Source organism: Bradyrhizobium sp. USDA 4354, from assembly GCF_054060315.1.
This window is the reverse complement of the sequence record NZ_JBSSDC010000001.1, coordinates 4,599,670-4,624,343: the sequence shown is the minus strand read 5'-3', so window position 1 is coordinate 4,624,343 and position 24,674 is coordinate 4,599,670. Positions and strand designations below refer to the sequence as shown.

Annotated in this window: 24 protein-coding genes; 11 read left to right on the top strand and 13 right to left on the bottom strand. The window is 64.8% G+C overall.

Annotated elements, in window-relative coordinates:
* Positions 1-40 precede the first annotated feature (40 nt).
* Positions 41-583 (top strand): tetratricopeptide repeat protein, encoded by a 543-nt coding sequence (locus ACVIIV_RS21130; RefSeq protein ID WP_456745891.1) that lies wholly within the window; start codon positions 41-43, stop codon positions 581-583.
* A gap of 110 nt (positions 584-693) precedes the next feature.
* Complete coding sequence (locus ACVIIV_RS21125) at positions 694-2,079, top strand: serine hydrolase domain-containing protein (protein ID WP_456745890.1); 1,386 nt, start codon at positions 694-696, stop codon at positions 2,077-2,079.
* On the opposite strand, the gene ACVIIV_RS21120 is transcribed toward ACVIIV_RS21125, so the two are convergent.
* On the bottom strand, positions 2,069-3,631 hold the full coding sequence (locus ACVIIV_RS21120) for a S10 family peptidase (RefSeq protein WP_456745889.1): 1,563 nt from the start codon (positions 3,629-3,631) through the stop codon (positions 2,069-2,071). The two genes, ACVIIV_RS21125 and ACVIIV_RS21120, sit on opposite strands and share 11 nt — an antisense overlap.
* Positions 3,632-3,887: 256 nt before the next feature.
* Between ACVIIV_RS21120 and ACVIIV_RS21115 the strand changes: the two genes are divergently transcribed.
* The 3 genes from ACVIIV_RS21115 (at position 3,888) to ACVIIV_RS21105 (ending at position 5,922) form a co-directional block, all read left to right on the top strand.
* Positions 3,888-4,667 (top strand): NAD kinase, encoded by a 780-nt coding sequence (locus ACVIIV_RS21115; protein WP_456745888.1) that lies wholly within the window; start codon positions 3,888-3,890, stop codon positions 4,665-4,667.
* A 102-nt stretch (positions 4,668-4,769) separates the two neighbouring features.
* Positions 4,770-5,315 carry a response regulator gene (locus ACVIIV_RS21110; RefSeq protein ID WP_008549760.1) on the top strand — a complete coding sequence of 182 codons (546 nt, stop codon included), beginning with the start codon at positions 4,770-4,772 and terminating at the stop codon, positions 5,313-5,315.
* A 28-nt stretch (positions 5,316-5,343) separates the two neighbouring features.
* Complete coding sequence (locus ACVIIV_RS21105) at positions 5,344-5,922, top strand: Hpt domain-containing protein (protein ID WP_456745887.1); 579 nt, start codon at positions 5,344-5,346, stop codon at positions 5,920-5,922.
* 129 nt (positions 5,923-6,051) lie between these two features.
* On the opposite strand, the gene ACVIIV_RS21100 is transcribed toward ACVIIV_RS21105, so the two are convergent.
* From ACVIIV_RS21100 to folE, 4 genes are all read right to left on the bottom strand, one after another.
* Positions 6,052-7,227 (bottom strand): DUF2336 domain-containing protein, encoded by a 1,176-nt coding sequence (locus ACVIIV_RS21100; protein ID WP_456745886.1) that lies wholly within the window; start codon positions 7,225-7,227, stop codon positions 6,052-6,054.
* A gap of 316 nt (positions 7,228-7,543) precedes the next feature.
* Entirely contained in the window at positions 7,544-8,554 is a 1,011-nt protein-coding gene (locus ACVIIV_RS21095; RefSeq protein WP_456745885.1) for a lytic transglycosylase domain-containing protein, read from the bottom strand.
* A 213-nt stretch (positions 8,555-8,767) separates the two neighbouring features.
* Positions 8,768-9,190 (bottom strand): phosphoribosyl-AMP cyclohydrolase, encoded by a 423-nt coding sequence (gene hisI / locus ACVIIV_RS21090; protein ID WP_456745884.1) that lies wholly within the window; start codon positions 9,188-9,190, stop codon positions 8,768-8,770.
* A gap of 27 nt (positions 9,191-9,217) precedes the next feature.
* Positions 9,218-9,910 (bottom strand): GTP cyclohydrolase I FolE, encoded by a 693-nt coding sequence (gene folE, locus ACVIIV_RS21085; protein WP_456745883.1) that lies wholly within the window; start codon positions 9,908-9,910, stop codon positions 9,218-9,220.
* A gap of 255 nt (positions 9,911-10,165) precedes the next feature.
* On the opposite strand from folE, the gene ACVIIV_RS21080 reads away from it, so the two are divergent.
* Positions 10,166-10,621: an iron-sulfur cluster assembly scaffold protein gene (locus ACVIIV_RS21080; RefSeq protein WP_456745882.1), complete on the top strand. Its 456-nt coding sequence runs from the start codon at positions 10,166-10,168 to the stop codon at positions 10,619-10,621.
* 161 nt (positions 10,622-10,782) lie between these two features.
* Here ACVIIV_RS21080 and ACVIIV_RS21075 read toward each other — a convergent pair whose 3' ends face one another.
* Positions 10,783-11,682: a hypothetical protein gene (locus ACVIIV_RS21075; RefSeq protein WP_456745881.1), complete on the bottom strand. Its 900-nt coding sequence runs from the start codon at positions 11,680-11,682 to the stop codon at positions 10,783-10,785.
* 249 nt (positions 11,683-11,931) lie between these two features.
* Here ACVIIV_RS21075 and yidD point away from each other — a divergent pair, with 249 nt between their 5' ends.
* Together yidD and ACVIIV_RS21065 are read left to right on the top strand one after the other, a co-directional pair.
* On the top strand, positions 11,932-12,270 hold the full coding sequence (gene yidD, locus ACVIIV_RS21070; protein ID WP_456745880.1) for a membrane protein insertion efficiency factor YidD: 339 nt from the start codon (positions 11,932-11,934) through the stop codon (positions 12,268-12,270).
* Positions 12,271-12,361: 91 nt separating this feature from the next.
* Positions 12,362-12,568, top strand: coding sequence for a hypothetical protein (locus tag ACVIIV_RS21065; protein ID WP_456745879.1), 207 nt, complete (start codon positions 12,362-12,364; stop codon positions 12,566-12,568).
* 1 nt (position 12,569) lies between these two features.
* On the opposite strand, the gene ACVIIV_RS21060 is transcribed toward ACVIIV_RS21065, so the two are convergent.
* The 3 genes from ACVIIV_RS21060 to ACVIIV_RS21050 are packed head-to-tail and all read right to left on the bottom strand — an operon-like array spanning position 12,570 to position 15,417.
* Positions 12,570-13,526, bottom strand: coding sequence for a PDR/VanB family oxidoreductase (locus tag ACVIIV_RS21060; RefSeq protein ID WP_456745878.1), 957 nt, complete (start codon positions 13,524-13,526; stop codon positions 12,570-12,572).
* Positions 13,523-14,044, bottom strand: coding sequence for an MOSC domain-containing protein (locus ACVIIV_RS21055; protein WP_456745877.1), 522 nt, complete (start codon positions 14,042-14,044; stop codon positions 13,523-13,525). Before ACVIIV_RS21055 ends, ACVIIV_RS21060 begins: the two co-directional genes overlap by 4 nt.
* Positions 14,045-14,103: 59 nt before the next feature.
* A complete protein-coding gene (locus ACVIIV_RS21050) occupies positions 14,104-15,417 on the bottom strand; it encodes an MFS transporter (protein ID WP_456745876.1) in 1,314 nt (437 codons plus the stop codon).
* Between the two features lie 219 nt (positions 15,418-15,636).
* Between ACVIIV_RS21050 and ACVIIV_RS21045 the strand changes: the two genes are divergently transcribed.
* Entirely contained in the window at positions 15,637-16,332 is a 696-nt protein-coding gene (locus ACVIIV_RS21045) for a helix-turn-helix domain-containing protein (RefSeq protein ID WP_456745875.1), read from the top strand.
* Between the two features lie 21 nt (positions 16,333-16,353).
* On the opposite strand, the gene ACVIIV_RS21040 is transcribed toward ACVIIV_RS21045, so the two are convergent.
* Together ACVIIV_RS21040 and ACVIIV_RS21035 are read right to left on the bottom strand one after the other, a co-directional pair.
* Positions 16,354-17,568, bottom strand: coding sequence for a hypothetical protein (locus ACVIIV_RS21040; RefSeq protein ID WP_456745874.1), 1,215 nt, complete (start codon positions 17,566-17,568; stop codon positions 16,354-16,356).
* 2 nt (positions 17,569-17,570) lie between these two features.
* On the bottom strand, positions 17,571-18,938 hold the full coding sequence (locus ACVIIV_RS21035; RefSeq protein WP_456745873.1) for an APC family permease: 1,368 nt from the start codon (positions 18,936-18,938) through the stop codon (positions 17,571-17,573).
* Positions 18,939-19,251: 313 nt separating this feature from the next.
* Here ACVIIV_RS21035 and ACVIIV_RS21030 point away from each other — a divergent pair, with 313 nt between their 5' ends.
* On the top strand, positions 19,252-20,577 hold the full coding sequence (locus ACVIIV_RS21030) for an alpha/beta hydrolase (RefSeq protein WP_456745872.1): 1,326 nt from the start codon (positions 19,252-19,254) through the stop codon (positions 20,575-20,577).
* Between the two features lie 49 nt (positions 20,578-20,626).
* On the opposite strand, the gene ACVIIV_RS21025 is transcribed toward ACVIIV_RS21030, so the two are convergent.
* A complete protein-coding gene (locus tag ACVIIV_RS21025; protein WP_456745871.1) occupies positions 20,627-21,016 on the bottom strand; it encodes a hypothetical protein in 390 nt (129 codons plus the stop codon).
* A gap of 90 nt (positions 21,017-21,106) precedes the next feature.
* The gene (locus tag ACVIIV_RS21020) at positions 21,107-22,279 is read right to left on the bottom strand and encodes an MFS transporter (RefSeq protein WP_456745870.1); all 1,173 of its coding nucleotides are present in this window, start codon (positions 22,277-22,279) and stop codon (positions 21,107-21,109) included.
* Between the two features lie 186 nt (positions 22,280-22,465).
* Between ACVIIV_RS21020 and thrS the strand changes: the two genes are divergently transcribed.
* Positions 22,466-24,508 carry a threonine--tRNA ligase gene (gene thrS / locus ACVIIV_RS21015; protein ID WP_456745869.1) on the top strand — a complete coding sequence of 681 codons (2,043 nt, stop codon included), beginning with the start codon at positions 22,466-22,468 and terminating at the stop codon, positions 24,506-24,508.
* The last annotated feature ends 166 nt before the right edge of the window (positions 24,509-24,674 follow it).

Sequence of the window (24,674 nt, the reverse complement as noted above, 5' to 3'; positions counted from 1 at the left end):
AATCGTGTAGGATCGCCACGTTCCATACGGGAGACTTTAGATGCGCAAACTCTCAACGCTTGTTGTGCCGGGCCTCGTCGCCGTGACGTTGGCGGCTGCGCCGGTGCTGTCCAGCGCCTACGCCGCTGGCAGCGACGAGCCGTCCTCGCCGCCGAAATCGGACTCCTCGTCCAAGAAGGGCAAGAAGAAGAGCTCTTCCGTTAGCGATCCCAAATTCCTCGCGGCCTATCGCACCGCCTACACCGCGATCTACGACAAGCACGATTACACCGGCGCGATCGACCAGCTGAAGTCGCTCAAGCGCGACGACGTCGCCGACGTCGCCAACCTGATCGGCTATTCCTATCGCAAGCTCGGCGACTACCGGTCGTCGAAGGTCTATTACGAGCTGGCGCTGAAGGACGATCCGAACCACGTCCGCACCTGGCAGTATTACGGCCTCTGGCAGCTCGAGCAGGGCAACCGCGAGCAGGCGCAGTATCACCTCAACAAGATCGCCTCGCTCGCCGGCACCGACAGCTCTGAATATCGCTCGCTTGCCGCAGCGCTAGACAAGCCGACCGGCGCGACGCTCGTCTACTGAGACAATCGCATCTTCAAACGACGCGGACGGGCACAACCTCAGGGTTGTGCCCGTTCTGCATTTTCGGTTAGCCTCGCGCACCCAATCCTCCCTCGCAAACTGGTAGCGCAATGGACACGTGGCTGCGATCCGCGATCGACTACATCGGCTCCTGGATCGAATTCCAACTGACGACAATCCAGCAGCCGGGCGTCATCGTGGCCTTCGCCCATCGCGGCGAGATCGTCGCCGAGCATGCGTTCGGACTCGCCAATCTCGACACCGGCGAGAAGCTCACCCCGCGCCACCGCTTCCGCATCGCCTCGCACTCCAAGAGCTTCACCTCGGCCGCCATCATGAAGCTGCGCGAGCAGCGCAAGATCCGGCTCGACGACACGGTCGGCCAATATGTCGGCGGCCTCAATCCGCGCGTCGCCGAAACGACGATCGCGCAAGTGCTGTCGCACAGCGCGGGGCTGACGCGCGACGGCGCCGATTCCGGCCAGTTCATCGACAGTCGCCCCTATCTCGACGCCAACGAGCTGCTCGCAGAATTGAAGCTGGCCACCGCAATCGAGCCCGGTACGCGCTTCAAATATTCAAATCACGGCTTCGGCCTGCTCGGCCTCGTGATCGAGGCCGTGACCAAGGAGCCCTACCCGGTCTGGATCAAGCGCGAGATCATCAAACCCGCGGGCTTGCGCGAAACCGAGCCGAATGCGCCGCTTGCCAATGGCACACCGTTCGCTTGCGGTCATACGCGCAAAGTACCGCTGGGCGAGCGCTGCGTCATCCCCGGCAACAATCCCGCACATGCGATGGCATCCGCCGCAGGCTTCGTCGCCACTGCCGCCGACACCGCCCGATTCTTCGCGCAGCTGGCACCCAACGCGAAGAAGAGCGTGCTGTCTGTCGCGAGCCGCCGCGAGATGACGCGAAACCATTGGCGCATCCCGCAGAGCTTCGAGGCCTACTATGGCCTGGGCGTCAATGCCGGCAAGACCGACGGATGGGACTGGTTCGGCCATGGCGGCGGTTTTCAGGGCTACATCTCCCGGACCTGCTCCATTCCCGCTTGCGAGCTTTCGATCAGCATCCTCAGCAACTCCATCGACGGCGCGGCACCGTTCTGGATGGATGGCGCGATGCAGATCCTGCGCGTCTTCCAGACCCGCGGCGCGCCCGACCGGCGCGTGCGCGACTGGACCGGCCGATGGTGGACGATCTGGGGCGCGACCGATCTCGTCCCCGCGGGCAACCGTGTGCTCGTCGCCAATCCGCAGTTCAACAATCCGTTCATGGATGCCGCCGAGATCGAAGTCACCGGCCGCGACACGGGCAAGCTCGCCTGGGCTGCCGGCTATTCCAGCCACGGCGAGCCGGTGCGCCGGGTTCGTGACAAGCGCGGCAAGATCAGCGACATCTGGATCGCGGGGGCGAACGTGAAGCCGGCAAAGGTCGTCGCGCGCGAGATCGCGCGCCGGTATCCGCCGCGCAAACGCCGGCCTACTCCCTGATCATCGCCTCGACCTCGCTCCGGAACGCCTGCCGCGATCGATCGCGCGAATAGAACATGTGACCACCGGGATAGACGACGAACTTCACGCGTTGCGTCACGAAAGCCGGCAGCTGGTCGAGCACCCGTTTCGTTCCGAAATAGGGCGTGGCGAGATCGAACAGGCCGTGCGCGACCAGCACGTTCAGCTTCGCATCGGTGGCCAGGATCTGGCGCAGCTCAGACACCGATTGCGGCGGGTTGATGCCGCGGCCGAAATCCCAGTGCCCCTCGACGCTGCCATTCAGAACTTCGTAGGAGCCGTCGGGCCGCCAGTTGAGCTTACGTGTCAACACATCCACCGCCGCACTCGTCAACGGCGCCTGGAGCGCATCGCCGGAGGGATCGCCGAACCGCGAGTTGCCCGAATCCGGATAGGGATCGAAGCCGCGCACGGAGGCGTCGTAACGTCCCGTCACCTTGCCGTTCTTGCGGTCGAACTCGCGGCGGAATTCACCGACGTCGAAGCGCCCGGCGAGCCTGCGGCTCACCGCCTGGTCGATGCCGGTGAGCTCGGCGACCTTGTCGGCGAGACGATTGGTTGCCTCCTTGTCCGCCTCGCCCTTGACGAGATCGGTCAGGAATTCGCCGCGCGCGTAGGCCTCGACGTCGGCGAGGTCGGCGCGCTTGACCGGTCCCTTGGCCTCGCGCGCCACCGCGACATAGCTCGGCAGCGTCGCGACATATTGCAGCAGGCTCGTGCCGGTGAACTCGCGGAAATCCAGCAACGGGGACACCATGATCAGTCCCCTGACGCCGACCCCGTGCTGAAGCTGCAACTGGCGCACGACCTTCGGCCCGCGAATGCCGCCATAGCTTTCGCCGGCGACGTATTTCGGAGACGTCAGCCGCACGTGCTTTTCGAGCCAGCGTCGGATCACGAGCGCGATCGAATTGACGTCGCCATCGACGGAGTAGAAGGATTTGCGCGCGTCCTCGCCGCTCGCGACAAAGCGGCTGTAGCCGGTGCTAACAGGGTCGATGAAGACGAGATCAGTGAAGTCGAGCCAGGTCTCCGCGTTCGGCTTCACCTCGGGCGAAGCCGAGGGCGACAGGGCCTCGCCATCGAGCGGCAGCCGCCACGGACCGGCCGCGCCGAACTGGAGCCACGCCGAGGACGCGCCTGGCCCGCCGTTGAACAAAAACGTCACGGGGCGCGTGGCGCGGTCGGCACCGTCGAGCTCGTAGGATGTATAGGCGATGTCGGCCAACGGCTCGCCCTTGCCATCGAACACGCGGATCGAGCCTGCAGTCGCGGCGAAGTTGAGGGTGCGGCCTGGCAGATCGAGCGTCTGCTTCGTAGTCGAATCCGGCGGGAGACGGTGCGGCTCGGCCGACGGCGAGCTCTGCGGCGCGCTTTGCGCGCCACCACCACGCCCCTTCTGTCCGGCTGGCGCCGTCGTCTCGGAGCGCGGCTGCGGCGGATCATCTGCGCGCGCAAGGCCCGCGAGCGCGAAAGCCGAGACCGCCAGCACCAGGCTCGCGCGGCGGAGCACCGGCAAATTCGTGATCATGATCGTTCTCCCTGCCCGGCTGTGACAGCCGGTGAGGCCGGAAAGGTTAGCGCGGAATTGCGACGGTTTGGGGAATCATTGGTCTGGCGGGGCCTGAAGAAGCCGACCAGGTCCAAATCGCCCGGTTCTGTGCTTAAATCCGGTTGGACAGTGCCCGTTAGCTTTGGACGGCGGTCATCCTCGACAATGCAGGCTTAGGTCGTATAGACGAGCCCGGCGGAACTTTTCTCCAGCAAGGCGGCCCTGCCGAGAAGCCATGACCAAGCCCTCGCGATACGACCGGATCGCCTTCGTCGCCAGCCCGAGCAACGAGGCGCAGGCCGCGTTCAGCCAGCTCGCCGACGACTACGGCAATTGCGACCCGAAGGACGCCGACGTCGTGGTCGCGCTCGGCGGCGACGGATTGATGCTGCAGACGCTGCATCAGAACATGCACTCGGGAAAGCCGATCTACGGCATGCATCGCGGCACCGTCGGCTTCCTGATGAACGAATATTCGACCCACGATCTGCGCGCGCGGCTCGAGGCGGCCCATGAATCCGAGATCAATCCGCTCTTGATGCGCGCGACCGACGTCAATGACCGTGTCCATCTGCACCATGCCATCAACGAGGTCGCCCTGTTCCGGCAGACTTACCAAGCGGCGCGGCTGCGTATCCTGATCGACGAGCGCGAGCGCATGTCCGAGCTGATCGCGGACGGCATCATGGTGGCGACGCCGGCCGGGTCGACCGCCTACAATCTCTCCGCCCAGGGGCCGATCCTGCCGATCAACGCCGCGCTGCTGGCGCTGACACCGATCAGCGCCTTCCGCCCGCGCCGTTGGCGCGGCGCGCTGCTACCCAACACGGCCTATGTCGTGATCGAGGTGCTGGAGGACGACAAGCGGCCCGTCGCGGCCGTCGCCGACCACGACGAGGTGCGCGACGTCCGCCGTGTCGAGGTGCTCTCCGACAGGACCATCGCGATGCGGATGCTGTTCGACCCCGGCCACAGCCTGGAAGAGCGCATCCTGCGTGAGCAGTTCGGCTATTGAACCGCCTGCCCCGCAACGCCTCCGGAGCGCCGGTCGCAACGCTTCGTTAACCCCCGCCACGATATGGTTAACGAAGGTTGACCCGCTTTTGGCCCGGGCGTCATGTTCCGTATCGACTTCAACAAGCTTCGCTTCCTCGTCTGCGACGACAATCCGCACATGCGCCGCATCCTGCGGACGCTGCTGCATTCGTTCGGCGCGCGCGAGGTCTATGAAGCCGAGGACGGCGCCACCGCACTGGAAATGTACAGCCACTACGTGCCCGACATCGTCATCACCGACTGGGCCATGCCGATCTTCGACGGGCTCGAGCTGGCGCAGATGATCCGGCAGCCGGAATCCAAGGGCAACCCTTACGCGCCGATCATCATGCTGACCGGTCATTCCGAGAAGCGCCGCGTCACGGTCGCGCGCGATGCCGGCGTCACCGAATTCCTGGCCAAACCGATCTCGGCCAAGGGACTCTATCAGCGCATCCTCAACGTGGTCGCCAATCCCCGCCCCTTCATCAAGACCAAGACCTATTTCGGTCCGGACCGGCGCCGCAACACCAACTCCGCCTATATGGGCCCCGAGCGCCGCGTCGGCGAAAAGCACGAGGTGCTGCAGCAGCCTTCGCTGCTCGACAAGGCCCGCTCCTCCATCTAGCGCAACGTCTTCAGACGAGGCAGGCATCATGGCGAAGAACAGCGCAAAGGACATCGAGGTCAAGGCCTTCGCCACGCACCAGATCATCACGCAGCCCAACCCGCTGCGCAAGGTCCTGCGCCGCGTCGAAGAAAAGGACATGGACGATCCGGTCGGCCGCGCCGAACAGGCGCTTGCGGGCCTCTCCGGCGAGTTCAAGAACTGGATGGCGATCGAGGTCCAGAGACTGTCCGCCGCCTGGACTGCCGTGCGGAAGGATGGCTTTTCGAAAAAACTGCGCGACGAGCTGTTCCACGCCGCACACGACATCAAGGGCGATGCGGCAACTTTCGGCTTTCCTTCGGCAGCAGGAATCGCCGAGAGCCTGTGCCGCATCATCGAGCACGCGCCTGATCCGGAAAAGGTGCCGGCCGAGCTGTTCACGCACCACATCAACGCCATTCTCGCCATCGTGCACGAGAACACCAGGCTCGACACGATCAGCGTTTCAGCCGAGCTCAGCCGCCGCCTGCGCAAGGTCGCCGACGACTATCTCGCCCACGTCAACCGCGACCGCCCCGAGCATCTCGAGGTGATCCTCGCGCCCAGCATCGTGCCGGCGGAGTAAGACTTTCTCTCCTCGTCAATGCGAGCGCAGATATCTAGGGTGGGCAAAGCGAAGCGTGCCCACCAATCAGCACGAATTGTGCGGAGGGGCACGGCGCAAGAGCGCCTTTGCCCAGCCTACGATATCTCGCTACGCGGCGATCAGATCGTCGTACACCGGATCGATCGCCTCGTCCGCGACGAGCTCGTCGCAGAACAGCCGTGCCTCCTCGCGCGCGGACTCGGTGGCGAAGCGGCGCAGCAGGACCATCAGCGGATCGGTGGCGCCCCGGTCGGTCTCGCAATGAGTGAGCACGCGCTCGACCATGCGCCGGCGCAGCCGCACCGCGCCGTCGTCACTGTCGACGAAGCCTTGCTCATGGCAGGCCTCGAGTGCGACCCGGAATGCCGCAAACGTCGCCTCGGGCAACCCGGCGCGGCGGAGCAGCGCGTGCAGGCTATTGCCGCCGCGGTCGTGCAGCAGCGCCGAGACGCGTGCCAGCGGCAGATCGGAGAGCTCGGCCAGGGCCGCGTCGAACAAATCGAGATTGCCCGAGAGCAGTGCGCGCAGGACGAGCCCTGCGGTCAGCTGGCCGGTGATGCGCAAATGCCGGACCAGGCCTTGCATATCCTCGCCGCGCGAGCGCGCCGCGATGTTCATGGTGGAGCGGTCACGTGCCTCGATCGTGATGCGGTCGGCCCGGTCGGCGCTGAGCCAGTTCCGCGCCACGACGAATTGCGCCAGCGTCTCCGAGAGCTTTGCCACCAGCGCGGCACGCGTTGCAGCCGGCAGATCCTCCAGCACCAGCATCGCCTCGCGGATCGCGGCGAGATGGCCGTGACGCTCGACGATGCGGTCCCAGGAGAACGGGGCCAGCTCGGCGTGGGGATTTTCGATCAGCTCCAGCGCGGCAGCCGCGCAGCCGACTTCGGCGATCGCGGCGCAGACCGACACCGGCAATGCGATGCGGCGGGCAACCGCGCATTGCACCTCCTCGTCGCCGGTCGCGACGATGTCGACGAGGTCGGCATCGATCAGCAGCGGGGAATGTTCGAGCACCGGCAGCGCCACGGTCGGCTGATCTGCCGACAGCGCCCGCACGATCGCGGCTGGCGCATCAAGGCTGCGGGCAAAAGCCTCGGCCATCGCCTGCCGCACCAGCGGCGAGGGATCGTCGAGCAGCATCAGAAGCGCGCCTTCGGCGGCGATGCGGTCGTCTGCAGAAAGGTCCGAGATCAGCCAGGCCCGGGCCAACGCCCGTGTTGCCTCGGCCCGCTCGCCGGCGGGCGCCGTCCTGATCCAATGAATGAACTGCCGAACAATCATGGTGCTTCCGGCTTACACAACAAACGAAAATGGTGACGGCTCGTCACCTGCAACACAAAATAAACCACGACGCTTAACAAAGCGTTCACCATAACTGGCTGGTTTTATTGACGTTTTGTTAAGGGAACAAAGGCGCCCCGGGGAGCCGTGCCCCGGACGCAGCGCAGCGCCTCCCTGGCGATGCGAAGCATCGTCCAGCGAGCGATGCGCTGCAGAGCCGGGGCCCATTCCGATCGGACGATTTGCTGCGACGTGGGTCCCGGCTCTGCGCAGCAGCGTTTCACGCTGCAGCGCGTCCGGGACACGAGCGCGGAGACTAGCTCGAGAACGTGCCGCTGCGATCGCTGAAGAGATCGAGCGGCTGCGGCGGACGCACGTCCGGCGTCGCCGATGCGACCGAGGTGAGCGAGGCATTGTTGCCCCATAATTTCTGCACCGTCGCGGAGACCGGCTGCGTGGCATCGCCGGGCTGATAGATCGAACGAAACACCGGCGCACTGTCCGCGAGCGTCGTTGACGACGTCGCATTGACGGGCGTCACGGCGCGTGTGTTCGGGAAGGTCTGCAGATAGGCGGCGTTGTCGATGACAGGCACTGCGGGCTGCACGCCGCTCGCGCTGGCGACCTCAGTGGTCGACGGCGTGCCGCCGTACATCGCCATCGCGCTGCGGGTCACTTTCGAATTGGCTGCACTGGCGTAGCGTGCGTCGAGCATCGAGTAGACTTCGGAGACGCTGCGGGCCCGGCCGTCCCTGGCGTAGAAGATCGAGCGGTTGGCGGCAGCCGCGTTGGGAAACAGCCGCGCGCCGACCGCTTGCGGATTGTCCTCGGCATTGGCGATGAGTTTTGCAGCGCCGCCGACGCCCATGAAATGCGCCATGTAGAGCTCGCTGTCGCTCGGCCTGCGGCCGAGCAGACCGGTGAGCTTGAAACTGTTCGACTGCGTCAGCGCCGCCGCCATGGTGGATGCGGCCTCGGGGTCGTCGCGCAGCTTCATGATCGATCGCTTCATCAAGGGATCATCGACGGTGTAGGTGCCGGCCGGGGTCCTGGTGATGGCGTCGGCGTAGCTGCCATAACCGAGCTGGGCGCCCGCCTCCTTCACCGTGCCGAGCCAGGTCTGGTCGATGAACTGGTAGAGCCCGTGCGCGGACGAGGTGGTGGCCCCCGCCGTCGGATCGAAATCCGATTCCATCTTGGCGGTGGTCAGCATGTACTGGAAGCTGACGCCGGAGATATTCGAGGCCTGCTTGATCGCACCGGCGACACGCGCCCGCGACGGATCGAGTCCGGCCGTCTGCATGGCACTGGAATTGTCGATCGACATGATGAAGTGCCCGCCTCGCGCGGCGTTGAGCGACGCCGGCAATTCGGCGCCTGTCGTCTCACCGTGGGACAGGTATGGTTAATGCGGGGTTAACCCGGCCCTCGCCGTCATTCCGGGGCGCGCGACGCGATGAGCCCGGAATCCATTGCACCGCGCGTGATGCTGCACGATGGATTCCGGGTTCGTGCTCCGCACGCCCCGGAATGACAGAGGCTACTTCTTGTAGACGTCACTCGGATCGAACAGCCGCTCGGCGTCCGCAAAGACGAGCCTGGCTCCGCCGCCTTCGGCCTCGACCTTGCGGTAGAAGCACGACCGTCGCCCGGTGTGGCAGGCCGCGCCGATCTGCTCGACGCGGATCCAGACTGCATCCTGATCGCAATCGGTGCGCATCTCGATGACGCGCTGGGTCTGACCCGACGTCTCACCTTTTCGCCACAAGGCATTGCGCGAGCGGCTGAAATACCAGGCTTCGCCGGTCGCAATCGTCTTGCGCAGCGCCTCCTCGTTCATGTGCGCGACCATCAGCACGTCGCCGGTGGCGACGTCGGTCGCGACGCAGGTCACGAGACCGCTGGCGTCGAACTTGGGCAGGAAGGCGAGACCTTCCTCGATCTCATGGGAGTGAGCGGACACGATGAGCTCGCCGATCTATTCGCGAGGTCAGCGCGCCGTGCCTCGCACCAAAGACAGGAAACGGGCCTGCTCCGCCGGATTGTCGCGGAACATGCCGGTGAAGCGGCTGGTGAACGTCGATGCACCATGCTTGGCGACGCCACGCACCGACATGCAGGTATGCTCGGCCTCGATCAGCACCGCAACGCCGCGCGGCTTGAGGATCTCGTCGATGGCCGCGGCGATCTGCGCCGTCAGGTGCTCCTGGGTCTGAAGCCTGCGGGCGAAGATGTCGGTCAGGCGCGCGAGCTTGGACAGGCCGACGACGCGTTCCACCGGGGTATAGGCGATGTGCGCCTTGCCGTAGAACGGCATCATGTGATGCTCGCATTGCGAGGTGAACTCGATGTCGCGCACCAGGACGAAGTCGTCATAGCCTGCGGTCTCGCCGAAGGTGCGGTCGAGCACCTCGGCCGGGCACTGGTGGTAGCCCTGATAGAGTTCGTCGAAAGCTTCGACGACTCGGCGCGGCGTGTCGAGCAGGCCCTCGCGCTGGGGGTTCTCGCCGATATAGGCGAGCAGCGTCTTCACCGCCGCTTCCGCCTCGGCGCGCGCGGGGCGCGGCTGGTCGGCGCGGACGGCGGCCTCCAGGAATTCGGCAGGGTCAAGCTCGGCCGGGCGGCTCTCGATCTGGCGGTCGGAGGGCTTGTTGGGGCGGATGGATTTGATTGCAGCGTCCATATCGACTCCGTTCGACGGCCTCAACGGCCGGAGTGTCACCGGCAGACGGGGCGGCCAAGCCGCCGGACGCCTGAACAGAACAGTTTCGGCGAAAAAGATCCTGAGGTCATAACGCTAGCGGCGCAGATCCGGATCGCCGCCGCCGCACCGCTGGACTGTTTTTCCACCAGTTCCGCCCCTATATAGGACCGTGGACGGCGCCCGCCAAGGCCGATCCGGCCCGGAAGTGGGTGTGGAAGTGTTGGACTCCATCACATGCTGAACGACATTTATAACAAGCGGATCATCGAGCTGGCCGGGAATATTCCGCGCCTCGGGCGGCTGTCGGACCCCGACGCCTCCGCCACCGCCCACTCCAAGCTATGCGGCTCGACCGTGAAGGTCGATCTCAAGATGAGCGGGGACACCGTCACCGACTTCGCCCATGACGTGAAGGCGTGCGCCTTGGGCCAGGCCTCTTCATCCATCATGGCAAGTCGGATCGTCGGCTCGACTGCGAGCGAACTCCGTGAGTTACGTGAAACCGTTCGCAAGATGCTGAAGGAGAACGGCGCTCCTCCTGAAGGCAAATGGGAGGAGATCAAGTTCCTCGAGCCGGTCCGGGACTACAAGGCGCGCCATGCCTCGACGCTTCTAACCTTCGATGCGGTGGTTGATGCCATCGGCCAGATCGAGGCCAAAGCCAAGCAGCCGGCCGCGGCGCAGGGCTGAAACCCCTCTCCGTCATTCCGGGGCGATGCGCAGCATCGAACCCGGAATCCCGAGATTGCAGCGCGAGATTCTCAGGTGCGCAATTGCGCACCCCAGGTGCGCACTTGCGCACCAAGGTTCGCGCTACGCGCGCCCCGGAATGACTCCCAGAATTTAAGAGCTTACTTCTGCGCCGCCGTAGCCGGCGCTGCCGCGCTGCCGGTCGGCACCAGGGCTTCCGCCGTCTTGGTCGACTTGGCAGGCTGCGCCTGCTCCGGTTGCGCGCCTAACCTGGCCTGCGTCTTCGGTGCAAGCTCCGCCATTGCCGGCGCTGAGGTGTCCACGTGCGGCAACACATCGGCCACGAGATCGGTCGTGACCAGATTGGTGAGCTTGAGCTCGCCGGCGTCGAGCTCGTGCAGGTCTTCCCAGGGTGGGACGCTGAGCGCAAGCGACAGCAAATCTCCGGCGCCGCCCATGTCGAAGGTGTATTTGGCGAGGCGGCCGATGTCGCGCTCCACGATCATCAGATCCTGCGCGCTGTAGCTCGCGGCCTTGGCATCGTCGGCACGGTCGCCCATCCAGATCTGATGGACGCGGACATGGGCGGCCTCCGGCACGTAGCGCTTCTTGCCGGCCAGCAGCAGGAACACGCACATGGATTCGCAATAGGCTTCCGGCGCGACCGCCGGGCGACCCGACTGCCCGCCGCGGAGGCTTACGCCGACCGTGGTCAAAAGCCCGAGATTGCGGAAGCGGCGGCCGAGCGTGATCGCGTCATTGACGGAACCGCCGCTGGAGTCGAGCACCACGGTCGCGCCGCCGAGTTGGCGTCCGCGCGAAAACTCTTCGAATTGCTTGGGCGTATCGGCGGTGATGATGCCGACTGCGCTGATCCAGCCGCGGCAGTTCGGCTCGCAGGCGACCCAGCTGAATTTCATCGGCAGCTTGCGCTCTTCGAGGGCAGCGCCGGCTCGGGCCGACGACCCGAATGTCGCGACAGCGCCAGCCAACGCGACTCCACAAACGGCGGTTCCCACGAACAACCAGCCGCGAAGATTAAGGGAGTTCAGAAGTCTCAATCTGGTTCCTTCCCCAAGCCCCAAAGGTCCCTAAACAATCCCCGGTAGCGCCCTGTGAGTCCATCATACAGGTGTATGTTTTCTACACATGGACGTCACAAAAATGGTATCCGGGGGAATACAGATCGTCCACAGATACTTGCTGCACTGCTCCCAAAAAGCACGCAAAATATGGCGCGTAAACAACAGCTTACGGTTCCCTGCGCCGGAACCATGCAACACCTCGATCAAAGTCGCAGCAAAGCGCACATGAAGCATTCAGCCTGCGAGCATTGCTCCGGTTCCGTTGGCGGTGTGCTCCGGCTGCCGCGCAGGTTCGGCCGCGCGCTGATCTGGCTATATCGGCATACGCTGTCGCCTCTGGTGGGTTACAACTGCCGCCATTTGCCGACCTGCTCGGTCTACGGCGATGAGGCGATCGAACGGTTTGGGCTTTGGGCCGGCGGCTGGATGACGCTCGCGCGCCTGCTCCGCTGCAACCCCTTCGGCACATCCGGCATCGACAACGTGCCCCTCACCGCGCCGCAAGGCGCACGCTGGTATCTGCCCTGGCGCTACGGGCGCTGGCGCGGGGTCAATGCATCCTGACGTTTGCCGCGGCGCTCTCTGCATCGCTGCCTGACCGGAACCGGAACTTTCTGCTCGCGTTGTTTTGATGCTCCCACGGGAGGAAACAACAATGCGCTGGAAAATCAGCCCTCATTTTCACTTCAGGCCTGGCCCGAATTTCAGTCACAGGGGACACGATCCCAGAACCATAGATCTACTCGCCATCATCGCCCTGCTGGCACTCGTCCTCGGCTCAGGCTGGTATCTGGCGAGGAGCCTTGCGACACAGCCAAGCACGACGACGTTCATCGTGCCGAGCCAGAGCGTGCATTGGTAGCTCAGAGGTCCAGCACCAGCCGCTCCCCGCCCGAGCCCGCCACGCAAACCATGAGATAGCGCTCGCGCTCATAGGGCGAGAGAATGCGGTCGCGGTGCACTGGCTTGCCCTCGATCCATCCGACCTTGCAGGCGCCGCAGATGCCGCCGCAGCAAGAGGTCGCGATGTCGATGCCTCCCTCCTGCAATGCGGCCAGCATGGTCTGACCGGCCCGCACGTGAATCTCGGCGCCCGAGCGCGCCAGTGACAGTGTGAACGGCTTGGCATCGGGATCGATGACCGGTGGTGGCGCGACGAACCGCTCGATATGGATACTCGCCGCGGGCCACGCTGCGGTCACCCGCTCGAAATCGTCGATCATGCTTTCCGGGCCGCAGCAGGCGACCATGGTCTCGGACCCGCACGCTCCGACGAGCGCGGCGAGATCGGGACGCCCGCTCCGGGACGTCTGATGCACGACGATGCGCCCCCGTTCGACCAGCGAGCCGAGATGCGCGGCGAGCGGCACCTCCTCGCGCACGATCAGATGCAGCGTGAACTCGGCTTGCTGCGTCCGCTCGAGATGCCGCGCCACGGACAGGAACGGCGTCACGCCGATGCCGCCAGCCAGGAACACGTAGCGCGCGACGCGGGCGTGGGGCTCTAGTCCGCCCCGCGGCAACGACACGCCGATGACGTCGCCGATGCCGATTTCGTCATGCAGCGCCCGCGAGCCGCCGCGCCCATCCGCTTCGCGCTTGACCGCGATGACATAGCGCGCGTTGTCTGCGGGCTCGTTGCACAGCGAGTAGGTGCGGACCAGCCCGTTCGACAGATGCAGATCGATATGCGCGCCGGGCTTGAACGGCGGCAGTTCCCACCGGTCGGGATCGGCCAGCGCGAACAGCTTTATGCCTGTCCCCACCTCCTCGATGCCGGTGACGACCGTCTTGACCGTCGTGATCGGGCGCGCACTCATGCCGCATTCCGCACGGTGTCGCCGACCCTGACGATGCCGCCTTGCAGGATCTTGCAGTTGAGGCCGGAGCGATTGATCAGGGGATCGAAGATCGCCTTGCCCGTGATCTCCTCGATATGCCGGCACGGCACCGACAGCCGCGTGGCCTCCAGCAGGGTCTCGCCCAGCCAGAAGCGGCGGCCGACGAGATGATTCAGCGGCACGCCCTCCACCGTGACGTTACGCCGATGCTCTTCCGGGCCGAGCTCGATCCCGGCGTCGCGCTTCAGCGCAACCAGCGTCTCGAGCTCGAAAAGAGTGACCTGCCGGCCCTCTTCCGGCTTGTGCGAGTAAAACCCCTCTTCCTTGCCGATCATGTAGCGGTCGCCTTCGATCCCCTTGCCGGCGACGAGGGTGAGGGTCTCGACTGCACACATCGGCAGGAACGCGCGCGGGGCGAGATGGAGGAAGCGCACCACGCCGGTCCAGCCGAGCTGTGCTGCGCTCTGCGCCGGACCGGCGCTGATCGTATCGAGCATGACACATCCTTATGAGCTTATGAGAAGTAGTGGCGCCGCCGGCAGCGGCGCCGCGGGGATCAGGTCAGTTCCTTGTTCGCCATCTCCGGCGCGAACGTCGTCGCGGTCGCGGTGATGGCGGCGCAGGCGACGAGCAGCAGCGAGACCGGCCAGGTTGCGCCGCCGCTCCAGGCCATCAGAGAGGCTGCGATCAGCGGCGTCAATCCGCCGCTCAGCGCCGCGCCGACCTGGAACCCGAGCGAAGCGCCGCTGTAACGCAGGCGCGCGGTGAACAGCTCGGAGTACCAGGGCGCGCCGATGCCGAACATGACCATCTGACCGAAGGTGATCGCGACCACGATGGTGCACACAACGATGGTCGGATCGCGGGTGTCGAGCAGCCAGAACAGTGGGAAGGCAAACAGCATCGAGAACAGGCAGCTCGCATAGAACATCGTCTTGCGGCCGACGAGGTCGGACAGCCAGCCGAACAGCGGGATGGCAAGCAGCGCGACCAGCGATGCGGCGAATGCCCCGTTCAGCACCACCGCGCGCGGCAAGCCGAGATTGGCGGTGGCGTAGGACATCACAAACACGCCGCCGATGCTGGCATAGGCGATTTCAGAGATCTTCAGACCGACCGCGGTGAAGAACGGCCGGCGGTGATGCCTGAAGATCTCGAGCATTGGCAGGCTTGCGACTTCCTTTTTTGCCTGGACCTGACGGAAGGCGGCAGTCTCCTCCATGTTGAGGCGAATGTAGAGACCGACGCCGACCAGCAGGATCGAGATCAGGAAGGGGATGCGCCAGCCATAGGCCATGAAGTCGCTCTCCGGCAGGCTCGCCACCAGCGCGAACATGCCGATCGCGGCGATATTGCCGATGGGATTGCCGACCTGCACCATGCTGCCGAGCAGGCCGCGGCGGTGTGTCGGGCAATTCTCCACCACCATCAGCACGGCCCCGCCCCATTCACCGCCGAGGCCGATACCCTGGAGAAAGCGCAATCCGATCAGCAGCAACGGTGCGGCGATACCGATCTGCTGGTAGGTCGGAAGCAGGCCAATCAGGAAGGTGCCGATGCCCATCACCATGATCGTGATCGCGAGCATCGCCTTGCGGCCGACCCGGTCGCCGTAATGGCCAAAGATCGCAGCCCCGAGCGGCCGCGCCAGAAATCCGACGGCATAAGTGCCGAAGGCCGCGATGGTGGCGAGCGTGGCGTTGCCGGCGGCGAAGAACACCTTGTTGAACACCAAGGCGGTCGCCGTGCCGTAGATGAGGAAGTCGTACCATTCAACCGCGGTGCCGATCACGCTCGACCACACGATCCGCCGCAAGCTCGCCGCCTCGTCCGGCGCTACGTTCAGGGTTACGTCGTCTGCTACGGTCATCGATCTCTCCAAAAGGTACCGGCGCCTGGGAAAAAGCAGTTGGTTCGGTGCGTGGCGCCCATCGGCGGCCACGACGGTAAAATCGATCATGTTTACTATTGGAAATCAACGCCACGGAACGCGGCAAATGCCGACCATCTCGGCAGAGGCAACGATTTGCCGATATTTTGGCCTGAATTCCACGTTATACCGGCTCGACTGCACACAATATCCGCGCCCATGCCTGAAATTTCCGTCCATAAGTTTTCCTTCAGAATACAGTTGCCGGCGGCGGGCGTGGCCCCTTGCTGGCCGCCGGACTGGCAGTCCGGCGCCATCTGTTGCAAAACAGGCTTCAGCAGTTCGGGAGATTCATGCGTGCTTGACGTCAGCAAAGCGACGGCGGTCGGGGCCAACATCCGCCAGGCGCGGATCGCCAAGGGCCTGACGCTGGACCAGCTTGCGAAACAGAGCGACCTCACGCGCGGCTACATCTCGCTGGTCGAGCGCAATCTCAAGATCCCCTCGCTCGCCGCCCTGCTGCGGATGGCCGCCGCGCTTGAGGTCAATGTTGCGAACTTCTTTGACCCGAACGCGGAGCCGGCGCCGCGCTACACGTTGTTCCGCCGCCACGGCGGCAACGTGCCGCTGTTCCAGGACACGTTTGGTGTAGTCCCGCTGGCGACCGGTCGCACCCGCAAGATGATGGAGCCTTTTCTGCTGAGTCCGCCGCACAAGGCGGCCACGCGCGCCTCACATGCGGGCGAGGAGCTGCTGTTCGTCATCAACGGCAAGATCGCGATCAAGCTCGACGGCGAAGAGCTTGTCCTCGGTAAGGGGGATTGCCTGTATTTTTCAGGCGAGACGCCGCACGAGGTCAGGAGCCTCGGCCGGCAAAAAGCCGAAGTGCTGGTCGTCGTGGCCCAGACCTCTTGACGCCCGACCTCTGCAAAGAGCCTAACGGAACCAGAAGAAACGTCCCTGTGACGGCGGGATCGACTCCGGTGGACGCAGCCGCTTTGGGCGTGGCGGCCTTGGCGCCGGCTCGGCGGCCGAAGTGGTCTCCGCCCCCGGTGCAGCCTCGCTGCCCGGCACCTTCACCGCCAACAGCAAATTCGACTCGTGCATCCGCCAGCGGTAGCCGACGCCGAAATCGATCGGCTGAGCGCGCGTAAACAGTTCGGCGTAGCGCTCCTGGTAGCGGCCGGGGAATTCGTCGATGGGGCCGAGATAGCGGCCGAACGGGAAGAACCGCCACTGCCGCGCATTGTAATTCGCAAGCGGAATGCCGGAATCGTCCTGGATGATGGTGGCGCTGTTGGCGACCAGCCAGTCCCGCACCACGGTGAAATTACCGGAGTGCAACAGGTAGGACGCGCTCTTGAGCAGGCTGTTGCCGGGGCCGAGCGTCTCGCAGAATTTCAGGAAACCGGTCGCGCGCGCGCCAGAATTGGAGAGGTCGGTCGAGAAATAATACAGGGTGCGCGCTTCCCCATCGCTGCCGGCGAAGGTAATGCGGACGCCGCGCGTCGCGTTCCGTCCCGGATTGTCGTCGCCGACATGCATCTCGCCCTTGTCGTCGAGCGCGACCATCTCGACATTGCGGATGGTCTTGCCGGAACGGGCGAGGAAGACATAGAGGATCGGCAATGTGCCGTTGACCTGGTTGGCGTGCAGGTCGACCTTCATCTGCTTGGTGATGAAGAAGGAGAAGCTCAGGATCGATCCGAGCGAGCGTTCGACATTGTAGAGCGCGGCGCCGATCGAACCTCGCGGCAGCCGTGTCAGATCGGGCACGGCCCCTACTGGCTCCAGCGCGCCGAGCACGTAGGTGCTGGCCTTGGAGTAGAAGGCATTGGCGTAGAGGAAATCCGGGCCACTGAACAGGTAGAACATGGTCGGCCGCGGCGCGGCGAGATTGACGTCGGCCCAGCTGCGGATCTTCGAGAGCTGCCGCTGCTCGAGCTGGGCGAAGGCGCCGTCGAAGAATTTTGCGTGGCGCTGCCAGGCCGGGTCCTTGGTGAGCGGCACCAGCGGCGAGTCCGCGGAAGGCTGCATGCCCGCAAGGAAGCGCGCAGAGTCGTCGAAAGTGACCTCCACGGCATGCGCGGACGACACGGCCGCAGCCAGCAGGGCAAGGGCGACGGCCGCAATTCTCAGAGGTCGGACCATGTCTATTCGGGATGTGGTGAAGCGACAGCGGCGACCGGCCGCCTGCGGAAAACAGCATAAATCAACAGGCCCGAGAGCATGACGAGCATCCCCGCCAGCGACTGCACCGGCCGCTCGGTCAAGAGGTAATACATCATGAACGCGGTCACGAGCAGGAAAACGAGCGGCGTGAACGGGTATCCCCAGGCGCGATAGGGCCGCGGCAGGTCGGGATCGGTGATGCGCAGCTTGATGACGCCGGCGACCGTGAAGAACGAGCAGAACAGCAGCGCGAACTGAATGAAGTCGAGCACGGCCTCGAAGCTGCGCGTGAACAGCAGCAGGGTCGCGACGGCAAGCTGAAACAGGATGGCGTAGGCCGGGGCGCCGCTCACTGACTTGCGCGAGAACACGCGCAGGGCCGGAATGTCCTCCCCCATGGTCATCATCACGCGCGGCCCGATCCACATCATCGCACTGATCGAGGAGATCAGGCCGACGCAGATCATGGCGCCGACGATCCGGCCGCCGAGGTTGCCGAAAATGGCGCTGCCGGCGACGCTGGCGACGTCGAGCTGGCCCGCGAGCGCACTCACCGGCGTGGAATAGAGAAACACCGCGTTCAGCGCGACGTACAGCACCAGCACGATCAGCGTGCCCGCGAGCAGCGCGCGCGGCAGGCTCTGCTGCGGCGTTTTCATCTCGCCGATGATGTAGGTCGCGGCATTCCAGCCCGAGAACGAATACATCACGAAGACGAGGCCGATCGCGAAGGGCGCGCTGACGATGTGCGCGAGGTCGCCCGGCTGCGGCGTGAAGGCGATCGGCTGCGGCACGCCGATGACGAAGCCGGCGACCAGGAAGGCGACGATCAGCACGACCTTTAGAATCGTCGAGATCAGCTGGAAGGTCGAGGAGTGCCTGACGCCGGTCAATTGCACGAGCGAGACCAGCCACACCACACCGATGGCAAGCGGGATCGGCGACAGTTCGGGCACGACCGATTTGGCGTATTCGCCGAACGCCATCGCGGCGAGCGCGACGGGCGCTGCAAAGCCGACCGTCGCGGACACCCAGCCGGCGAGAAAGCCGAAGGCCGGATGATAGGCGCGGCCGAGGAAATTGTACTCGCCGCTCGAGCGCGGAAACATCGCGCCGAGCTCGCTGTACGCGAACACCCCGCACAGCGCGACGATGCCGCCGACCGTCCAGAGCAGCAGGATCGAGAAGCCGGACGGGATGTCCTTGACCTGGAAGCCGAGGCTGGTGAAGACTCCGACCCCGATCATGTCGGCCACAACGATGGCGGTTGCGACCGGAACGGAGACCCCGGCCCCGCTCCCGGTCAGCCGGCCAGTCCAGGCTGCGGTTCCCGCATCTGATGCCGTCATCGGGGTCCTTAATCTCAGGCGTCTCGCCTCGTGGGCCCATCGTGCAGTTTGGCCCAGTCAATTCAAGCAGGGTTAACAAGGGTTAAATGAGGCAACGATCGCAGGTACCGAAACACCAACTACGCATGCTTTTGGTCAATGGCGCTGGATTTGCCCGGAATTTCCTGTTCCCCTTCCCCACAATCAGGACACGATTGCGTGGTCCTTTTGAGCATTCCGGATGTGGGGAAGTTTCTCCGGACACTTAACGTCGCCTAAACGCCAGTCGGCTCAATTAACTTAAACATTGCCGCTGGATTGGGGTCATGGGTGGATGGTCGGGGCCGTTCCGAATGTGAGAGCTGACATTCGTGCCGATCGGACGTCGTCCGGTCGGCACAGTCGTGTGCTCCGGGTCGGCCTGATCTCAGCCTTGCTGCCGCTGTCACTTACGCTGGTTCAATGCGGCAAGGCGCCCGATCCGGCGGCGCTGGCGGCGAACTCGCAAGCGAATGTCCAGGTCGTCGCCAAGACCAATACCCGACAAGTTGCCAGCGCCGCCACGTTCGACGACCGCTTTCCGGCCCCGCAGTTCAGGGAGCGCTTCCCCTCTGCGAGCGAAAGCTTCCTGCAACGGCAGATGTCGGACTTCTCGCCCAAGCGCGCTATCCAGCAACAACCGCCGGAGCAAGCGCCCTACAAGGTGGCTTCGCTCGAGCCGCAAGTCCCCTATAAGCGCCCCGCGCGCGACGACCTGACGACACTCGTCAGCATGAAGTCGTCGGCGTTCCCTTATTTCGGCAACAACCCCGCCTCTGACGCCCCCTTCCTCAACATCTCCAAGGGCGACCGCCGCGGCCATCGCAGCTATTCCGGGCGCGTCTACTGGCAGGACGAGACCTACAGCGACAGCCGCGTGTTGGTGCACGTGCCCGAGCACTTCGACGCGCGCAAGCCGGGCGTGATCGTGGTGTTCTTCCACGGCAATGGTGCGACGCTCGAGCGCGACGTGCGCGACCGCCAGCTGGTGCCCAAGCAGATCACCGATTCCGGCGCCAATGCCGTGCTCCTTGCACCGCAAATGGCCGTCGATGCCGCCGATTCCAGCGCCGGCAAGTTCTGGCAACCGGGCGGCTTCAAGCGCTTCATGGCGGAATCGGCCGACCACCTCGCCCGCCTCACCGGCGATCCCAACAGCGCGCGCACTTTCGCCAACATGCCGATCGTGATCGTCGGCTACAGCGGCGGCTTCCTGCCGACGGCCTGGAGCCTGGAGGTCGGCGGCATCAGCGATCGCGTGCGCGGCGTGGTGCTGCTCGATGCCGTCTATGGCGAAATGGACAAGTTCGCCTCCTGGATCGAGAGCCACCGTTCCGGCTTCTTCGTCAGCGCCTACACCCGCTACACCGCGCGGCGCGACCGCGAGCTGATGAGCATGCTCAGGCAGAAGGGCATCAGCGTCGCGGAGGACATGGATGGGCCGCTTCGTCCCGGCAGCGTGGTGTTCGTGGAGACCGGCGATGGCATCACCCATCGCGATTATGTGACCCGCGCATGGACGCGGGATCCGCTCAAGGACGTGCTGGTGAAGATGTCCGCAACGCCGTCGCTCGCGCTGACGCGCGTCGCCTCCACCAATCCATCCGTATCGAGCCGCTAGGCCGATATCGCTCAGAGTTCGATCGGCGACTGAGCCCAGCCTGGCGATATTAGTTCTTTGGCAGCTTCGGAATGCTCTCGGCGAAGCCGTTGAAGCAGGCCAGCCGCTCGTCCTCTTCCTTGAAGAACCGGCAATCGGCGTAGCCCTTGGCCTTCGCCGGCTTCGGCTTCGGTGCCGGCGGGATCACGGCGTCGTAGCAGTTGAGGCGATCCTTGGTGCCGTCATCGATCTCAAGGCAGGCCTGGAGCCGGACGGCGACCGACTGCGGCTTGCCCTTCGCCGCCGCGGCAGGCTTGGCCGCTGCCTCTTTGGTCCCCTCCTTAGTCCCCTTGGGCTTGACCTGCACCAGCGGCTTGTCCCCAACCATCGGTGGCTTGTCGGATTGCGCAAATGCGGAGGCTGAATAGAGCACCGCGGCAACCGCCAGAATCATCCTCATCTCAGTCAACTCTCTTTGGTCCCCATGACCGGCGTTCTAGCGCCCTCGCGCGCGGTTTGCCAAGCACCTTGCGCACACCAAGCGCGGGAGTCAGGCCGTGGCAGCGACCGGACGGGGCCGCGTCAGGAGCACCAGGATCATTGCCAGCACCACGAAGCCGACCGCGACGAAGCCGAGCGTGTGCAGGAGTTCGCGGGCAAACAGCAGCCCGCCGACGGCGGAGCCGACCGCCTGGCCGATATAGAGGACCGAGGTGTTGAGCGCGACGGTCGCCGATGCCAGCGGCGGCGCAGCCGCGACCAGCCGCACCTGCTGCATCGAATTGGTCGAGGCGAAGCCGAGGCCCCAGATCGCGACCGCGCCCGTCATCAAGACGAGCGAGCCGGCGCCGAGCGCCCAGCCGGTCATCCCGGCAAGCAGCAGGCAGGTGAACAGCAACGAGGTGCGATAGGGTCCCGAGGTGTCGACGATGCGGGTCGCGATGACAACGCCAAGGAAGCCGCAGATGCCATAGAGCGCGAACACCATGCCGATCGCATCGGGACCGGCGCCGGTGAGCCTGTTGAGCAGCGGACCCATATAGGTGAACACGACGAACTGTCCCGACATTTGCAGCATCGTGATCGCAAGCAGCAGCAGGATCGTCCTGCTCCGACCGACGGCGGTCCATGTCTTCAGATCCACCGCTGCGCCCTTCAGGCCCGCCGGCAGACGCAGCAGCAACAGCAGGAAGCTGATGCAGCCGAGCGCGCCGATACCGCCATAGGCCGCGCGCCAGCCATAGCGGCTGGCGATGAAGGTGATCAGCGGCAGGCCGACGGCGGCTGCCAGCGACCAGCCGAGGAAAATGTACGCAATGGTGCTGCCGCGCCGCTCCGCTGGCACGATCAGCGCCGCCGTGCCGGCCGCCTGCGGCGTGTAGAGCGCGCCAACCGCGAGCATTGCGAGGCGAACGATCAGGAGGCTGGTGTAGTCGGGCGCGAAGGCCGAGGCGAGATTGCCGGCGGCGAGCACTGCCAGCGTCGTTGCGAGCAGCGTCCGCCGTTCGATCCGGCTGGTGAGCCAGGCTGTCAGCGGCGAGCCGATGCACAGCGTGACGGCGCCGAAGGTGATCAGGAGCCCGGCCGCATGGACGCTGACATCGAGCCCCGTCGCCAATTCCGGCAGCATGCCCGCCGGCGCCAGCACCGAGCAGCCAGTGACGAGATTGCCGAGCATCAGGGCGGTGGGGGCGAAACGGCCGGCCACAGGGGCATTTTCCATGCAAACGCATGTAGCGGCGGCTTGTGACGAGTTAAAGGGTACAACGCCAAATAGTTGGCCTGCTGCCCCGGCTTTTGCGCGCCACTTTCTTGGAAATGCCGGATTGCGCAGGCCGAATCGCCTGATATATCGCTCGTTCCCGCTTACCTGCGCTCGTTCGCAGGAGTGAGCCTCAGGAGAAAAGCAATGACCGACCAGCCCAAATCCGAGTCCGGCTTCCAGTACAGCCTCTCCAACCTGAAGCCCGTGACCCCCGCTCCCAAAGTCACCCTCACCTTCCCCGACGGCGCCCAGCGCCAGTTCGACAAGGGCATCACCGGCCTCGACATCGCCAAGGGCATCTCGCCGTCGCTGGCCAAGCGCACGGTTGCGATGGCGCTCGACGGCGCGCTCGCCGATCTCAACGATCCCATCGAGATTGATGCGAAGATCGAGCTGGTTGGCCGCGACGATCCGCGCGCGCTCGAACTGATCCGCCACGACTGCGCGCACGTGCTGGCGGAAGCCGTGCAGACGCTGTGGCCGGGCACGCAGGTCACCATCGGTCCCGTGATCGAGAACGGCTTCTACTACGACTTCTTCCGCAACGAGCCGTTCACGCCGGAAGACTTTGCCGCGATCGAGAAGAAGATGCGCGAGATCATCGCGCGCGACAAACCCTTCACCAAGGAAGTCTGGGACCGCGAGAAGACCAAGCAGGTGTTCCGCGACAAGGGCGAGGCGTTCAAGGTCGAGCTGGTCGACGCCATTCCCGGCACCGAGCCGATCAAGATCTACTACCAGGGCGACTGGTTCGACCTCTGCCGCGGCCCGCACATGACATCGACCGGCAAGGTCGGCAATGCCTTCAAGCTGATGAAGGTGGCCGGCGCCTATTGGCGCGGCGATTCCAACAATCCGATGCTGACCCGCATCTACGGCACGGCCTTCGCCAAGCAGGAGGACCTCGACGCTTATCTCAAACAGATCGAGGAGGCCGAGAAGCGCGATCATCGCAAGCTCGGGCGCGAGCTCGACCTCTTCCACTTCCAGGAGGAAGGTCCGGGCGTCGTGTTCTGGCACCCGAAGGGCTGGACCATCTTTCAGCAGCTGATCGCCTATATGCGGCGTCGCCTCTCCGGCGACTACAGCGAGGTCAACGCGCCGCAGATCCTCGACAAGGTCTTGTGGGAGACCTCGGGCCATTGGGGCTGGTATCGCGAGAACATGTTCGCGGCGCAATCGGCCGGCGACGAGGCGGAGGACAAGCGCTGGTTTGCGCTGAAGCCGATGAACTGCCCGGGCCACGTCCAGATCTTCAAGCATGGCCTGAAGAGCTACCGCGACCTCCCCTTGCGCCTCGCCGAGTTCGGCGTGGTGCATCGCTACGAGCCCTCCGGCGCCATGCACGGCCTGATGCGCGTGCGCGGCTTCACCCAGGACGACGCGCACGTCTTCTGCACCGAAGATCAGCTCGCCGACGAGTGCCTGAAGATCAACGATCTCATCCTGTCGACCTACGCGGATTTCGGCTTCACCGGCGACCTCACGGTGAAGCTGTCGACCCGGCCGGAGAAGCGCGTCGGCACCGATGCGATGTGGGATCACGCCGAGCGCGTGATGGCCACAGTGCTGCGCGAGATCCAGTCGCAGAACAATCACATCAAGACCGAGATCAATCCCGGCGAAGGCGCCTTCTACGGGCCGAAGTTCGAATACGTGCTGCGCGATGCCATCGGCCGCGACTGGCAGTGCGGCACGACGCAGGTCGACTTCAACCTGCCGGAGCGGTTCGGCGCGTTCTACATCGACCATGATGGCGGCAAGAAGCCGCCTGTGATGGTGCACCGCGCGATCTGCGGCTCGATGGAGCGCTATATCGGCATCCTGATCGAGCACTATGCCGGCAACTTCCCGCTCTGGCTTTCGCCGGTGCAGGCGGTGGTCACCACCATCACCTCGGAAGGCGACGAGTACGCCAAGCAGGTGCTGGAGCAGGCGCGGCGGGCGGGACTTCGGGTCGAGATCGACCTGCGCAACGAGAAGATCAACTACAAGGTCCGCGAGCACTCGCTGGCCAAGATCCCGGCGCTGCTCGTGGTCGGCAAGAAGGAGGCCGAGACGCATTCGGTCTCGGTCCGCCGGCTCGGCAGCGACGGCCAGAAGGTGATGACGACGGCCGAGGCGATCGCCGCCCTGGTCGACGAGGCGACGCCGCCGGACGTGAAGCGGATGCGCGGGTCGGCTTAATTCGTCGCGAGCCGGTGGTGCTTCTGCTCCCATGCCTCGACTGCCCCAACCAGGCGGTCGAGACAGACGCCTGGGGGAGAATTGATCTCAGCGCTCATCAAATCCTCAATCGACTTGAGGACGTGGCGATATTGGCGATGCGATCTTATGACCAGAGCCTTCATAG

What these genes read in the sequence shown, in the direction of transcription:
- ACVIIV_RS21130 (WP_456745891.1), top strand. Translation starts at nt 41, where the DNA reads ATGCGCAAACTCTCAACGCTTGTTGTGCCGGGCCTCGTCGCCGTGACG.
- ACVIIV_RS21125 (WP_456745890.1), top strand. Translation starts at nt 694, where the DNA reads ATGGACACGTGGCTGCGATCCGCGATCGACTACATCGGCTCCTGGATC.
- ACVIIV_RS21120 (WP_456745889.1), bottom strand. Translation starts at nt 3,631, where the DNA reads ATGATCACGAATTTGCCGGTGCTCCGCCGCGCGAGCCTGGTGCTGGCG.
- ACVIIV_RS21115 (WP_456745888.1), top strand. Translation starts at nt 3,888, where the DNA reads ATGACCAAGCCCTCGCGATACGACCGGATCGCCTTCGTCGCCAGCCCG.
- ACVIIV_RS21110 (WP_008549760.1), top strand. Translation starts at nt 4,770, where the DNA reads ATGTTCCGTATCGACTTCAACAAGCTTCGCTTCCTCGTCTGCGACGAC.
- ACVIIV_RS21105 (WP_456745887.1), top strand. Translation starts at nt 5,344, where the DNA reads ATGGCGAAGAACAGCGCAAAGGACATCGAGGTCAAGGCCTTCGCCACG.
- ACVIIV_RS21100 (WP_456745886.1), bottom strand. Translation starts at nt 7,227, where the DNA reads ATGATTGTTCGGCAGTTCATTCATTGGATCAGGACGGCGCCCGCCGGC.
- ACVIIV_RS21095 (WP_456745885.1), bottom strand. Translation starts at nt 8,554, where the DNA reads ATGTCGATCGACAATTCCAGTGCCATGCAGACGGCCGGACTCGATCCG.
- folE (WP_456745883.1), bottom strand. Translation starts at nt 9,910, where the DNA reads ATGGACGCTGCAATCAAATCCATCCGCCCCAACAAGCCCTCCGACCGC.
- ACVIIV_RS21080 (WP_456745882.1), top strand. Translation starts at nt 10,166, where the DNA reads ATGCTGAACGACATTTATAACAAGCGGATCATCGAGCTGGCCGGGAAT.
- yidD (WP_456745880.1), top strand. Translation starts at nt 11,932, where the DNA reads ATGAAGCATTCAGCCTGCGAGCATTGCTCCGGTTCCGTTGGCGGTGTG.
- ACVIIV_RS21065 (WP_456745879.1), top strand. Translation starts at nt 12,362, where the DNA reads ATGCGCTGGAAAATCAGCCCTCATTTTCACTTCAGGCCTGGCCCGAAT.
- ACVIIV_RS21060 (WP_456745878.1), bottom strand. Translation starts at nt 13,526, where the DNA reads ATGAGTGCGCGCCCGATCACGACGGTCAAGACGGTCGTCACCGGCATC.
- ACVIIV_RS21055 (WP_456745877.1), bottom strand. Translation starts at nt 14,044, where the DNA reads ATGCTCGATACGATCAGCGCCGGTCCGGCGCAGAGCGCAGCACAGCTC.
- ACVIIV_RS21050 (WP_456745876.1), bottom strand. Translation starts at nt 15,417, where the DNA reads ATGACCGTAGCAGACGACGTAACCCTGAACGTAGCGCCGGACGAGGCG.
- ACVIIV_RS21045 (WP_456745875.1), top strand. Translation starts at nt 15,637, where the DNA reads ATGCCTGAAATTTCCGTCCATAAGTTTTCCTTCAGAATACAGTTGCCG.
- ACVIIV_RS21040 (WP_456745874.1), bottom strand. Translation starts at nt 17,568, where the DNA reads ATGGTCCGACCTCTGAGAATTGCGGCCGTCGCCCTTGCCCTGCTGGCT.
- ACVIIV_RS21035 (WP_456745873.1), bottom strand. Translation starts at nt 18,938, where the DNA reads ATGACGGCATCAGATGCGGGAACCGCAGCCTGGACTGGCCGGCTGACC.
- ACVIIV_RS21030 (WP_456745872.1), top strand. Translation starts at nt 19,252, where the DNA reads ATGGTCGGGGCCGTTCCGAATGTGAGAGCTGACATTCGTGCCGATCGG.
- ACVIIV_RS21025 (WP_456745871.1), bottom strand. Translation starts at nt 21,016, where the DNA reads ATGAGGATGATTCTGGCGGTTGCCGCGGTGCTCTATTCAGCCTCCGCA.
- ACVIIV_RS21020 (WP_456745870.1), bottom strand. Translation starts at nt 22,279, where the DNA reads ATGGAAAATGCCCCTGTGGCCGGCCGTTTCGCCCCCACCGCCCTGATG.
- thrS (WP_456745869.1), top strand. Translation starts at nt 22,466, where the DNA reads ATGACCGACCAGCCCAAATCCGAGTCCGGCTTCCAGTACAGCCTCTCC.